The sequence below is a fragment of the Pseudomonas poae RE*1-1-14 genome (assembly GCF_000336465.1).
Lineage (GTDB): Bacteria > Pseudomonadota > Gammaproteobacteria > Pseudomonadales > Pseudomonadaceae > Aquipseudomonas > Aquipseudomonas poae.
In genome coordinates, this window is the sequence record NC_020209.1 from 3,471,051 (window position 1) to 3,483,508 (window position 12,458).

General features: G+C 60.7%; 12 protein-coding genes. 5 read left to right on the forward strand and 7 right to left on the reverse strand.

Annotation, left to right across the window (positions count from 1 at the left end; genetic code table 11):
- Nucleotide 1: 1 nt before the first annotated feature.
- The 7 genes from H045_RS15110 to H045_RS15145 all read right to left on the reverse strand — a co-directional run bounded on the left by H045_RS15110 (nt 2) and on the right by H045_RS15145 (nt 7,907).
- Entirely contained in the window at nt 2–847 is an 846-nt protein-coding gene (locus H045_RS15110; RefSeq protein ID WP_003237791.1) for a carbohydrate ABC transporter permease, read from the reverse strand.
- Nucleotides 840–1,748: a carbohydrate ABC transporter permease gene (locus H045_RS15115; RefSeq protein WP_003237790.1), complete on the reverse strand. Its 909-nt coding sequence runs from the start codon at nt 1,746–1,748 to the stop codon at nt 840–842. The genes H045_RS15110 and H045_RS15115 overlap by 8 nt, the downstream gene beginning before the upstream one ends.
- A 92-nt stretch (nt 1,749–1,840) precedes the next feature.
- Nucleotides 1,841–3,127 carry an ABC transporter substrate-binding protein gene (locus H045_RS15120; RefSeq protein ID WP_003237789.1) on the reverse strand — a complete coding sequence of 429 codons (1,287 nt, stop codon included), beginning with the start codon at nt 3,125–3,127 and terminating at the stop codon, nt 1,841–1,843.
- Between the two features lie 104 nt (nt 3,128–3,231).
- Nucleotides 3,232–4,491, reverse strand: a complete 1,260-nt coding sequence (locus H045_RS15125) for a D-mannose isomerase (RefSeq protein ID WP_015372813.1) — start codon at nt 4,489–4,491, stop codon at nt 3,232–3,234.
- A 514-nt stretch (nt 4,492–5,005) separates the two neighbouring features.
- The gene (locus H045_RS15135; RefSeq protein WP_015372815.1) at nt 5,006–5,839 is read right to left on the reverse strand and encodes a hypothetical protein; all 834 of its coding nucleotides are present in this window, start codon (nt 5,837–5,839) and stop codon (nt 5,006–5,008) included.
- A 123-nt stretch (nt 5,840–5,962) separates the two neighbouring features.
- On the reverse strand, nt 5,963–6,961 hold the full coding sequence (locus H045_RS15140) for an NAD-dependent epimerase/dehydratase family protein (RefSeq protein ID WP_003237783.1): 999 nt from the start codon (nt 6,959–6,961) through the stop codon (nt 5,963–5,965).
- Between the two features lie 49 nt (nt 6,962–7,010).
- Nucleotides 7,011–7,907: a LysR family transcriptional regulator ArgP gene (locus H045_RS15145; protein WP_015372816.1), complete on the reverse strand. Its 897-nt coding sequence runs from the start codon at nt 7,905–7,907 to the stop codon at nt 7,011–7,013.
- Nucleotides 7,908–8,002: 95 nt separating this feature from the next.
- Between H045_RS15145 and H045_RS15150 the strand changes: the two genes are divergently transcribed.
- The 5 genes from H045_RS15150 to H045_RS15165 all read left to right on the forward strand — a co-directional run bounded on the left by H045_RS15150 (nt 8,003) and on the right by H045_RS15165 (nt 12,348).
- Nucleotides 8,003–8,404 carry an ACT domain-containing protein gene (locus tag H045_RS15150; RefSeq protein ID WP_015372817.1) on the forward strand — a complete coding sequence of 134 codons (402 nt, stop codon included), beginning with the start codon at nt 8,003–8,005 and terminating at the stop codon, nt 8,402–8,404.
- Between the two features lie 5 nt (nt 8,405–8,409).
- Nucleotides 8,410–9,012, forward strand: coding sequence for a LysE/ArgO family amino acid transporter (locus H045_RS15155; RefSeq protein ID WP_015372818.1), 603 nt, complete (start codon nt 8,410–8,412; stop codon nt 9,010–9,012).
- A gap of 177 nt (nt 9,013–9,189) precedes the next feature.
- On the forward strand, nt 9,190–9,786 hold the full coding sequence (locus H045_RS15160; RefSeq protein WP_003237774.1) for a superoxide dismutase: 597 nt from the start codon (nt 9,190–9,192) through the stop codon (nt 9,784–9,786).
- A gap of 154 nt (nt 9,787–9,940) precedes the next feature.
- Entirely contained in the window at nt 9,941–10,105 is a 165-nt protein-coding gene (locus tag H045_RS25280; RefSeq protein ID WP_167325117.1) for a hypothetical protein, read from the forward strand.
- 191 nt (nt 10,106–10,296) lie between these two features.
- On the forward strand, nt 10,297–12,348 hold the full coding sequence (locus H045_RS15165) for a putative bifunctional diguanylate cyclase/phosphodiesterase (RefSeq protein ID WP_015372819.1): 2,052 nt from the start codon (nt 10,297–10,299) through the stop codon (nt 12,346–12,348).
- The last annotated feature ends 110 nt before the right edge of the window (nt 12,349–12,458 follow it).

A 12,458-nucleotide genomic window follows, 5' to 3' on the forward strand; every position in this document is an offset into this window, starting at 1 on the left:
ATTACCCCTTGACCGCGCCGGCCGTGAGGCCGCGCACGAAATACTTGCCTGCGATCACATAGACCAGCAGGGTCGGCAGCCCGGCGATCATCGCCGCCGCCATATCCACGTTATATTCCTTGGCCCCGGTGCTCGTGTTGACCAGGTTGTTCAACGCCACCGTGATGGGCTGGGAGTCACCGCTGGAGAACACCACACCGAACAGGAAGTCGTTCCAGATTTGGGTGAACTGCCAGATCAGACAGACCATGATGATCGGCGTCGACATTGGCAGAATGATCTGACGGAAGATAGTGAAGAAACCGGCACCATCCAGGCGGGCGGCCTTGATCAGCGCGTCCGGAATGCTCACGTAGTAGTTACGGAAGAACAGGGTGGTAAACGCCAGGCCGTAGACCACGTGCACGAACACCAGGCCCGTGGTGGTGCTGGCCAGGCCCATCTTGCCGAGGGTGAACGACGCCGGCAGCAGCACGGTCTGGAACGGCAGGAAGCAGCCGAACAGCAGCAGGCCGAAAAACAACTGCGAGCCTTTGAAGCGCCAGAACGACAGCACATAGCCGTTCAGTGCGCCAATCGCCGTGGAGATCAGTACGGCCGGAACGGTGATCTTCAGCGAGTTCCAGAAGTAGCCATCCACCGTGGCCCAGGCCTTGACCCAGCCGATGCCGGTGACCACGGTGGGCCAGCTCAGCAGGTTGCCGGTGCTGATGTCTTCCGGGGTCTTGAAGCTGGTCAGCAGCATCACCACCAACGGCACCAGGTAGAGCAATACAGCGAGGATCAACACCGCATAGATGGCGATGCGACTCAGGCTGATCGCCGGTTTGTTAGCGAGACTAGTCATTACGCTTGGTCCTCAGCTCGGAGTAGAGGTAAGGCACGATGATCGCGAGGATCGCACCGAGCATCAGGATTGCACTGGCAGAGCCCATGCCCATCTGGCCACGGCTGAAGGTGAACGAATACATGAACATCGCGGGCAGGTCGGACGAGTAGCCGGGACCGCCGGCGGTCATGGCCGCGACCAGGTCGAAGCTCTTGATCGCGATGTGCGCGAGAATCATCACGGCACTGAAGAACACTGGGCGCAGGCTGGGCAGCACCACGCTCCAGTAGATGCGCGGCAAACTGGCGCCGTCAATCTGCGCGGCGCGGATGATCGACTGGTCGACACCCCGCAGGCCCGCGAGGAACATCGCCATGATAAAGCCCGAGGCTTGCCACACGGCGGCGATCACCAGGCAATAGACCACGCGGTCGGGGTCGATCAGCCAGTCCAGGCGGAAGCCTTCCCAGCCCCAGTCACGCAGCAGTTTGTCCAGGCCCATGCCCGGGTTGAGCAGCCATTTCCAGGCAGTACCGGTGACGATCATCGAGAGCGCCATCGGGTACAGATAAATAGTGCGGATGAACCCTTCGCGGCGGATTTTCTGGTCGAGAAAAATCGCCAGGGTCACGCCGATTACCAGGGTGATACCGATGAACATGCCACCAAACAGCGCCAGGTTCTTGCTTGCGACCCACCAGCGATCGTTGTCGAACAACCGCTCGTACTGCGCAAGACCCGCCCATTTGTAGTTGGGCAGAAACGTGGACGTGGTGAACGAAAGAACAAACGTCCACAGGATATAGCCGTAGAAGCCCACCAGAACGATGAACATGCTCGGCGCCAGCACCAGTTTGGGTAGCCAGCGCTGCAGAGCATCGAACGGCGAGGCCTTGCTGAACACAGCAACAGAACTCATGGGAAAATCCAATAGAAGAATAAAGGCAGCTGCAAGTTAGAAGCTACAAGCGGCAAGACACCACGTGCAGCTGTTAACTTGCAGCGTGCAGCTTACTTGGCCGACTTGATCGCAGCACCCAGCTTCTTGGCCGTGTCGGCCGGATCAGCTTTCGGGTCGTTGATGTAGTTGGTCACGACGTCAAAGAACGCACCCTGCACCGCGAGCGTGGTCGCCATGTTGTGCGCCATGCTTGGCTGCAGGCCGCCGGACTTGGCGTCTGTCAGGAAGTCCTTGGCGGCGGTCTGGGCGCAGGAGTCGAAGCCCAGCTTGTCCATTTGCGTCAGCATGTCGGTGCGCACAGGGATCGAACCCTTGTTGATGCTGAACACTTTCTGGAAGTTTTCACCCAGTACGACTTTGGCGATGTCCTGCTGACCAGCCGCAGTGCCTTTGTCTTTCTGTTTGAACACCGCCAGGGAGTCGATGTTGTAAGTGAAGGCCTTGTCGGTGCCCGGGAAGGCTACGCACTCGTAGTCCTTGCCGGCGACTTTCTTGGCGGCGGTCCATTCGGACTTGGCCCAGTCACCCATGATCTGCATGCCAGCCTTGCCGTTGATGACCTTGCCTGCTTCCAGGTTCCAGTCCTGGCCTTTGCCGTCGACGTCCATGTAGGTCGCGACTTTCTTCAGCTCGGTAAGCGACTTGATCATTTCCGGACCAGTCAGCGCCGCGTTGTCGAGGTCAACCAAAGCCTTCTTGTAGCCGTCGGCGCCCATCACCGACAGGACCACGGCTTCGAATACGGTGCTGTCCTGCCAAGGCTGGCCACCGTGGGCGAGCGGAATGAAGCCCGCAGCTTTCAGCTTGTCGCCGGCTGCGTAGAATTCTTCGAGAGTGGTAGGGTTTTTGGTGATGCCGGCTTTCTTGAAGACTTCCGGGTTGATCCACAGCCAGTTCACACGGTGGATATTCACCGGGACGGCCACGTAGTCACCGTCGTACTTCACGGTATCGGAGACTTTCTTGTCGAGCAGGGAATCCCACTTCTCTTCCTTGGCCACGTCCTTGAGGACGTCGGTGTCGAGCAAGCCGGTGGATGCCCATTCCTGGATGTCTGGGCCTTTGATCTGGGCAACGCCTGGCGGGTTGCCGGCTACCGCGCGGCTTTTCAGCACGGTCATGGCAGTGGCGCCACCGCCACCCGCGACGGCGCCGTCTTTCCAGGTGAAGCCGTCTTTCTCGACTTGGGCCTTCAAGACATCCACAGCCGCTTTTTCACCACCCGAGGTCCACCAATGCACGACTTCAACCGTACCTTTGGAGTCGGCGGCAAATGCACTGAGGGGAAACAACGAGGCAACGGAAATAGCTAGGGCGAGGCGATTAATCGCGTTCATCTGAATACCTTTTCTTGTTGTTATGCATGCAAGTCTAGAGCTTGCGCTGCACGGAGTTTAAACATCGATTTTGCAAGCGCAGGTAACAAAGGGATGCACAAATGTCACCACCTGGTGACATAGCACCCGGTGTTCAATGCGGTCGTCATGCTCGGTGCCAACGGCAGTGCAGGCAGCACCACCGCTTGCCAGGCATGGTAGAGGTCCGGTTTGCCACCCCAGATCCTGCTGCTGGGCTGGTTATGCGGGCTCAATTCATGGTGCCAGCTGCCGTGGACACGGTCGATGAACTGAGTTTCGCAGAACTCCCAAAGGCGTCTATACCAAATTTCGTAATGCAACTCACCGGTACGCTTGAGCAGGGCCTGGGCAGCGGCACTGGCTTCGGCATGGGTCCAGTGCAGGCGCTCGCGCACTACCGGACGGTGGTTCCAATCCAACGTGTAGACGATGCCGGGCGCACCATCCACGGCCCAGGCGTATTCGCAGGCGCTGGCGAACAGACCTTTAGCGTCGCTCACCAGCCAGTCCGGCGTGGCCAGCCCGGCCTGCAGGCGCGCGGCCTCCAGATGCAACAGCAGCCGCGCCCACTCGAACCCGTGGCCCGGCGTGATGCCGTAGGGACGAAAGCCGTCGGCGGGGTTGTCTTCGTTATAGGCAGGCAGTGGTTTCCAGTGAGCGTCGAAATGCTCGATCACCATGAACTGTTTACCGGCCGCAAAGGTGTGGATCAGCCGTTCGACAATGCGCAGCGCGCGGTCCAGCCAGCGCGTGTCGCCGGTGACATCGGCCAGGGCGAGAAAGGCTTCGGTAGCGTGCATGTTGCTGTTGGCGCCGCGATAGGCTTCAACGCCGCTCCAGTCCCGGGCGAAGGACTCGAGCATCACGCCCTCCTCTTCACTCCAGAAGAACTGATCGATGATGTGGATCGCGTCGTTGAGCAGGTTCTGCGCGCCGGGCGCGCCGACCACGGTGGCCGAGCTGGCTGCGAGCGCGACGAAGGCGTGCAGATAGGCAGCCTTGCCGCTATCGCCATCGCAGGCATCGGGCGCAGCAAACCAGCCACCGTGCTCGCTGTCGCGCAGCGGGCCACTCAGAGCGGCCACGCCGTGAGCCACCAGCTCTGCATAGCCTGGCAACCCCATGGCATGGGCCATGGCGAAGCTGTGGGTCATGCGGGCGGTGTTCATGGTTTCGGCGCGGGCGTCGGCCGGCAGTTGGCCTTTGTCATCGAGGTTGCCAAAACCGTCAGGCAGGCGTGAGGCCTTGGCGAATGAAAGCAGGCGCTGAGCTTCGGCGGCAAGCCAGGCGTGATGGGCAGGCGCGTTCAGCCAACTGCTGGCAGGCAGTGGTTGCGTGGTCATGGGTGGCCCTTATTATTTTTTGTGGGATAACCGGAGTCTAAACAAGGGTGCGAAAGGGGCAAGTAACGAAGCGGAAGGTAAATGTCACAGGCTGGTGACATTTATGAATCTGGCCGCAATCCAGAGAAGGAGCAAGCCTACTCCCACAGTGTGTACAGCGTCCGGCAAACCATACCGGCCGGCTCCAAGGCCGCCGCGCTCTTGATCTCGATCTGGGGCGCCCCGTCAAACACGCTGCAGAGCCGGAGTGGGCATGCCGAGCCTAGGCGAGGCACCGAGTGTTGGGGCGAGGACCTTTTGATTACTTTTGGCTGGGCCGACGCCTTCGCAGGCAAGCCCTAAAGCGCAGATTCCCTGTGGCGAGCAGGCTTGTCCTGCGTTGGGCTGCGCAGCAGCCCCAAAACCAGGTGCTGAGCCGTATCAGGTACACCGCGTTTCGCTGGAGTGGGGGCGCTTCGCACCCCAACGCAAGGCAAGCCCGCTCGCCACAACAGGCCAGTTGATCCGGTTCAGGTCACTGGCCGGCTCGCGGCGCGTTGAGCTGCTGACTCAGGGTCTGCACCTGGCTCTGCAGGGTGGTGATATTGCGCGTGGTCTGGATACGGAATACGTCGAACTCTTTATTGGTCGGCGCATCCACGTTGGCAGGCTGGGTTTCCTGTGCGCTTTTGAGCACCACCATGTCCTGCTCAAGGCGGGCAATGGCGGCCGTCGGGTTGCCCTGCTTTTTCAACGCAGCCACATCGGCAGCCAGTTCCTTGAGCTCGGCATCGCGCTTGCCGGCATCACCCTGCGCCGCCTTGAGGGTCGCCACAGCATCCGTGAGCGCCTGAACCTGACCCTGCAAGGCGGCATTGGCGCTGGACAGTTCAGTCGCGCTGGCAGTCATCTGCGCCAGGCGCTTGTCCAGCTCGGTGGCTTGGCCCGCCACACCAACCTGTTGCTTGCCCTGCTCCAGCAGTTGGGTTTCCAGCTGCTTGATCTGCTGTTTCAGCGCTTCGCTGCCGGTGTTGACGTTGGCTTCACTGGCCACCACCTTGCCGGAAATATCCTGCAGACGCCCCGCCGCTTCTTCGCTGATGCGCGCGAAACTTTCCTGGGTTGCCACCAGTTGCTGGCCCATCAGAGAGATCTGTTGGAAACTCCACCAGGCAAGGCCGGCAAACGCGATCAGCAGCGCGCCGACCAGCGCCCACAAAGGACCGGTGCTGGCGCTCCTGACCTTGACCACGGGGGTTGGCCGCGAGCGTACGGATGTGGCGGGCGTCGGCACGAAATCATCGTCGTCCCCGGCGTCGGCCCGCAGGCTGGGAACATTGTCGAAATCGTCGTTGGCATCGTTACGCATGAATCAACCCTGAATCGGTGAGATGGCTGGCAAGCCGAGCGACGCGAGTATAAACCGTGCGCCCGCCGCACTGATCGACCCGGAACCGTAAATTCGGTTCCCGATGTGTTGCTGGTTGTGAGCTTATTTGAGCCCCGGATCCTGGGCTTTCCACCAACTGCAGAACTCGTCGAGGGCGGTCCACAGGCTGACCTTGGGCTCATAGTCGAGATAATGCCTCGCCCGGCTGATGTCCAGCGTGAAATCTTTGTTCATCACTTGCATGCCCAAGCGCGACAGCGCCGGCTCCGGGCGCCCTGGCCACATCGCGCAGAAGGCTTCGTTGAGTGCCGCCACGCTGTAGGACAAGCCGTAGGACCGATACCGGGTCACCTGGGGCATTTCCATCTGGCGCATCACGTAGTTGACCACATCCCATACCGGCACCGGCGTGCCGTTGCTGATGTTGTAGGCCTTGCCCAGCGCGGAACCGGTAGCCAGCAAACTGCTGAGCAAGGCTTCATTGAGGTTGTGAATACTGGTGAAGTCGACCTTGTTCAGGCCATCGCCCACGATCGCCAGGCGGTTCTTGCGCTGCATTTTCAGCAGACGCGGGAAGATGCTCATGTCGCCCGCGCCGGTGACGAATCGCGGACGCAGAGCCAGCACTTCGAGGCCAAATTCCTGGGCGCCGAAGACTTTCTGCTCGGCCAGGTACTTGGTGGCAGCGTACGGATGCTTGAAGCGCTTGGGCACCTGCTCTTCGGTAAGGCCCAGGTGGTCGCGCCCGTCAAAATAGATCGATGGCGAAGACAGGTGCACCAGGCGCCCGACCCGCTGCTTGAGGCAGGCTTCGACGACATTTTCGGTCACCAGCACATTGCCTTGATGAAATGCCTGGTACTTGCCCCACACGCCCACGGCGCCGGCGCAATGCACCACGGCTTCGACGTCACGGCACAGATGGCGTACCAGTTCGGCATCACTCAGATCGCCCTGGATAAACTCGGCGCCGCGCCGTACGAGGTGCTCCACGCTTTCGGCGCGCCGCCCGTTAACCCGCACGTCCAGGCCCTGCTCCAGGGCGAAGCGTGCAAAACGCCCGCCGATGAAGCCGCTTGCGCCGGTGACCAGAATCTTCATGTATTACTCCGTGTTCTTTCGTTTTTCATCGCTGCTACCTTGACGCCCGTCATCCCTCCAACGACACCAGCCATTGCCCGCACGACCGGGCCAGATGCTCGGTCAACAAGCCCAACAGTTGCCCGCCGCTGCGCCAATGATGCCAGTACAACGGCACATCGATGGGCTTATCAGGCAACAACTCGACCAACTGGCCACGCTGCAACTGGTCGCGCACCTGCAGTTCCGGCACCAGGCCCCAGCCCAGGCCGGCTTCGGTGAGACGGATAAACCCTTCAGACGACGGGCATAAATGATGTTCGAAACCGCCATCCACCCCGAGGGATGCCAGGTAACGGTGTTGCAGGAAATCATCCGGACCAAACACCAGGGCCGGTGTGCGCGCCAGTTGCTCGGCCTTTACCCCGGCGGGAAAGTGTCGAGCGATAAAGGCAGGGCTGGCCAGCGCGCGATAGCGCATGGCGCCGAGCAACAGGCTACGCGCGCCGGCCACCGGGCGCTCACTCGCGCAGATGCAGGCCGCCACCTCACCGGCGCGCATGCGCTTGAGGCCCACGTTCTGGTCTTCCACCACCAGGTCGAGCAACAGATGCTGTTCGGCGCAAAAATCGCTGATGGCCTCGGCCCACCACGTGGCCAGGCTGTCGGCATTCAGGGCGATACGCAGGCGCTCGGGCATGCCCTCCTCGTCCAGGACGGGCACCTGGCCCTGAAGGTCGCGTTCCAGCAGCCGCACCTGCTGCACATGGTTGAGCAGTCTTCGGCCAATCTCGGTAGGTGTAGGCGGCGTGGCCCGCACCAGCACCGGCTGGCCGACGCGTGCTTCGAGCAGCTTGATGCGCTGGGAAATGGCCGACTGCGACAGCCCCAACACCTGAGCGGCACGCTCGAAGCCGGCCTGCTCTACCACAGCCGCGAGGGCGGACAGCAATTTATAGTCGAACATCAGTTTCTCTAATGAGTGATCAGCAATATTGGTTTTTCTTATATAACCCATCCGATGAAAATAGCCAGCATTGCCTCTCTATAAAGGACCTTCAAATGGCTGGCGAAACCGCCCTCACGACCCTGCTGCGCAGCATGAGCCCTCATCTGAATGATGGCGAATACGTGTTCTGCACAGTCCCCGATAACCACATCCCTGCCGGCTGCGAACTGATCGGCAGCTTTCGCGAGCAGGAAGGCCTGACCCTGATCGTGGAGCGCCAGCAAGCCGAACGGGCCGGGCTGGCCTTCGACTACGTGGCCGCGTGGATCACCCTGAACGTGCACTCGGCGCTCGAAGCGGTGGGCTTGACCGCCGCCTTCGCCAGCGCATTGGGCCGGGCCGGGATCAGCTGCAATGTAATCGCCGGTTATTACCACGACCACCTGTTCGTCGGATGCGCCGATGCGCAACGCGCCCTGCAGGTACTGCGGCAATTGGCGGCGGACGCGGAGTAAATCCTATGTGGCAAAGCTATGTGAACGGGCTGTTGATCGCCCTCGGCCTGATCATGGCCATCGGCACCCAGAACGCTTTCGTGCTGGCGCAAAGCCTGCGCCGTGAACATCACCTGCCGGTGGCGGCGCTGTGCATCGTGTGCGATGCGATTCTGGTTGCGGCCGGGGTGTTCGGCCTGGCCACGGTGCTGGCACAGAACCCGCTGCTGCTGGCGATTGCACGCTGGGGCGGCGCGGCGTTTCTGTTGTGGTACGGCGCCCTCGCCTTGCGTCGCACGTTTTCGAAGCAGAGCCTGGACCAGGACGAAGGCTTCAAGGCGCGCTCATTGCGCGCGGTGATGCTCAGCGCGTTGGCGGTCACGCTGCTCAACCCCCACGTCTACCTCGACACGGTGTTGCTGATCGGCTCATTGGGCGCACAACAGGCTGCACCCGCAGCGTTTGTGGCCGGGGCCGCGAGCGCGTCATTCCTGTGGTTCGCCGCCCTGGCGCTAGGTGCCGCGTGGCTGGCGCCCTGGCTTGCACGCCCGGCAACCTGGCGGCTGCTGGACCTCTTGGTGGCGGTGATGATGTTCAGCGTGGCCTACCAATTAATAAGCACGCCCTGAACTTATTCCAAAAGGCTTTGGAACCTCTATCCCACACAGTTGTTGCGTGGTTTTGCCGCACCCCCGGTGCTATGATCCTGCCCCTGCGCCGCAAAGAGTACAAACTCCCCGGCGCTTGTTTGGCCGCCCGTGATCGGCCTTGCGCTCACCGCAACTGACCTGATTAGGAGAATCATCATGGCTTTCGAATTGCCGCCGCTGCCCTACGCACACGATGCCCTGCAGCCGCATATCTCCAAGGAAACCCTGGAGTACCACCACGACAAGCACCACAACACCTATGTCGTGAACCTGAACAACTTGGTGCCTGGCACCGAGTTCGAAGGCAAGACCCTGGAAGAAATCGTCACTTCTTCTTCGGGCGGCATCTTCAACAACGCCGCTCAGGTCTGGAACCACACCTTCTACTGGAACTGCCTGGCGCCAAACGCCGGCGGCCAACCGACCGGCGCACTGGCTGAAGCCATCAACGCAGCCTTCGGTTCCTTCGACAAATTCAAGGAAGAGTTTACCAAGACCTCCGTCGGCACCTTCGGTTCCGGTTGGGGCTGGCTGGTGAAAAAGGCTGACGGTTCCCTGGCCCTGGCCAGCACCATCGGCGCCGGCAACCCGCTGACCAGCGGCGATACCCCGCTGCTGACCTGCGACGTGTGGGAACACGCCTACTACATCGACTACCGCAACGTGCGTCCAAAGTATGTGGAAGCGTTCTGGAACCTGGTCAACTGGAAGTTCGTGGCCGAGCAGTTCGAAGGCAAGACCTTCACTGCCTGAGTAACGCTTGCAGGATAAAGAGCCCGGCGATTGCCGGGCTTTTTTGTGGGCGACACCCGGAGCATGATGCAGGAAGGATGGAGCTCGGCAGGAGGCATTTGCCACACAGGCAGAGAGAGAAATAACTCTTTCATTTCATGCAGGAGCGTTCGCAATGGATCCTATCTCGATGGGTATGTCGGCTATGTCAGCAATCATGCCGATGCTGGAAAAAGGCATGGACATGATGAGCAAAATGATGGACCAGCAAAACCAGGATCAGGAGCAAGGCAAAATCGGCGCAGACACGCACAAGGCCAACTCCGTGCAGATTACGTAATCGTAACAAGCACTCGTCTCACGCCCAAGCGCAGTATCAGAGAGCGGCGGATGCCATCCGCCCTCTTCCCCTCCCCCCTCCTTCTAACACTTCCGCTTATCCCGGCCCGAATGTTCCTTTGACTGCCATGCGTGGATTGCCAATACTCATGGCATATTGAAGGCCACCCGCATGAGACAAGGAATGCCCCTTTGAAGCTGGAACTCAAAAACAGCTTGTCGGTGAAGTTGCTACGGGTAGTGCTGCTGTCGGCGTTGATCGTGGGCGTGGCGCTGAGCGTGGCGCAAATCGTTTTCGATGCCTACAAGACGCGCCAGGCCGTCGCCGGCGATGCCCAGCGCATCCTCGACATGTTTCGCGACCCCTCCACCCAGGCCGTCTACAGCCTGGACCGCGAGATGGGCATGCAGGTGATCGAAGGACTCTTTCAGGACGAAGCGGTGCGCACAGCCTCCATCGGCCACCCCAACGAGACCATGCTCGCGGAAAAAAGCCGCCCCCTGGAGCAATCCGCCAGCCGCTGGTTGACCGACCTGATTCTGGGTCAGGAACGCTCATTCACCACATCACTGGTCGGCAAAGGCCCCTACAGCGAGTATTACGGTGACCTGAGTATCACCCTCGACACCGCCACCTATGGCGAAGGGTTTCTGGTCAGCTCGGTGATCATCTTCATTTCCGGCGTGCTGCGTGCGCTGGCCATGGGGCTGGTGCTGTACCTGGTGTATCACTGGATGCTGACCCGACCGCTGTCACGGATCATCGAGCACCTGACCTCGATCAACCCCGACCGGCCCAGCGAGCACAAGATCCCGCAACTCAAGGGCCATGAACGCAACGAACTGGGGCTATGGATCACCACCGCCAACCAGTTGCTCGAATCCATCGAGCGCAACACCCACCTGCGCCACGAAGCCGAGTCCAGCTTGCTGCGCATGGCCCAGTACGACTTTCTCACCGGCCTGCCCAACCGCCAGAAGCTGCAGGAGCAACTGGACAAGATCCTGATCGATGCCGGCCGCCGGCAGCGCTGCGTGGCCGTGTTGTGCGTAGGGCTGGACGACTTTAAAAGTGTCAACGAGCAGTTCACCTACCAGACCGGCGACCGCTTGCTGCTCGCCCTGGCCGACCGCCTGCGTGCCCACAGCGGTCGGCTCGGCACCCTGGCGCGCCTGGGCGGTGACCAGTTTGCGCTGGTGCAGGCCGATATCGAACAACCCTACGAAGCCGCCGAACTGGCGCAGAGCATCCTTGACGACCTGGAAGCGGAGTTTGCCCTCGAACACGAACACATCCGCCTGCGCGCAACCATCGGCATCACCCTGTTCCCGGAAGACGGGGACAGCACCGAGAAGCTGTTGCAGAAAGCCGAACAGACCATGACCCTGGCCAAAAGCCGCTCGCGCAACCGCTACCAGTTCTATATCGCCAGCGTCGACAGCGAAATTCGTCGCCGCCGCGAGCTGGAAAAGGACCTGCGCGAGGCCCTGGGCCGCGAGCAGTTTCACCTGGTGTATCAGCCACAGATCAGCTATCGCGACCACCGCGTGGTTGGCGTTGAAGCGCTGATCCGCTGGCAGCATCCGGAACACGGCATGGTACCGCCGGACCTGTTTATCCCGCTGGCGGAGCAGAACGGCACCATTATTGCGATTGGCGAGTGGGTGCTGGACCAGGCGTGCCGGCAACTGCGCGAATGGCATGACCTGGGCTTCACCGCGCTACGCATGGCGGTCAACCTGTCCACTGTGCAGTTGCACCACAGCGAGTTGCCGCGAATGGTCAACAACCTGATGCAGGTCTACCGTCTGCCGCCGGGCAGCCTTGAGCTGGAAGTGACCGAAACCGGCCTGATGGAAGACATCAGCACCGCTGCCCAGCACCTGCTGAGCCTGCGCCGCTCCGGCGCACTGATCGCCATCGATGACTTCGGCACCGGCTATTCATCCTTGAGTTACCTCAAGAGCCTGCCGCTGGACAAGATCAAGATCGACAAGAGTTTCGTGCAGGACCTGCTGGACGACGATGACGACGCCACCATCGTGCGCGCCATTATCCAACTGGGCAAAAGCCTGGGCATGCAGGTGATCGCCGAAGGTGTGGAAACCTTGGAACAGGAGACTTACATCATTTCCGAAGGTTGCCATGAAGGTCAGGGCTACCACTACAGCAAGCCGCTGCAGGCGCGGGAGCTGGTGGCGTACCTGAAGCAATCGGAGCGCGATCACGCCACGATTCTTTAAATCGACACGGCGATACTTGATATTTCCCGCGTATAACCCTTTACACAAAATGCAAATCTTTCGCATTATGTCGCAGTTTTTGCGCGCCCCCGCGCGCCCTATCAACACTC

Coding starts and splice junctions, on each gene's coding strand:
- H045_RS15110 (WP_003237791.1), bottom strand. CDS start 847: ATGACTAGTCTCGCTAACAAACCGGCGATCAGCCTGAGTCGCATCGCC.
- H045_RS15115 (WP_003237790.1), bottom strand. CDS start 1,748: ATGAGTTCTGTTGCTGTGTTCAGCAAGGCCTCGCCGTTCGATGCTCTG.
- H045_RS15120 (WP_003237789.1), bottom strand. CDS start 3,127: ATGAACGCGATTAATCGCCTCGCCCTAGCTATTTCCGTTGCCTCGTTG.
- H045_RS15125 (WP_015372813.1), bottom strand. CDS start 4,491: ATGACCACGCAACCACTGCCTGCCAGCAGTTGGCTGAACGCGCCTGCC.
- H045_RS15135 (WP_015372815.1), bottom strand. CDS start 5,839: ATGCGTAACGATGCCAACGACGATTTCGACAATGTTCCCAGCCTGCGG.
- H045_RS15140 (WP_003237783.1), bottom strand. CDS start 6,961: ATGAAGATTCTGGTCACCGGCGCAAGCGGCTTCATCGGCGGGCGTTTT.
- H045_RS15145 (WP_015372816.1), bottom strand. CDS start 7,907: ATGTTCGACTATAAATTGCTGTCCGCCCTCGCGGCTGTGGTAGAGCAG.
- H045_RS15150 (WP_015372817.1), top strand. CDS start 8,003: ATGGCTGGCGAAACCGCCCTCACGACCCTGCTGCGCAGCATGAGCCCT.
- H045_RS15155 (WP_015372818.1), top strand. CDS start 8,410: ATGTGGCAAAGCTATGTGAACGGGCTGTTGATCGCCCTCGGCCTGATC.
- H045_RS15160 (WP_003237774.1), top strand. CDS start 9,190: ATGGCTTTCGAATTGCCGCCGCTGCCCTACGCACACGATGCCCTGCAG.
- H045_RS25280 (WP_167325117.1), top strand. CDS start 9,941: ATGGATCCTATCTCGATGGGTATGTCGGCTATGTCAGCAATCATGCCG.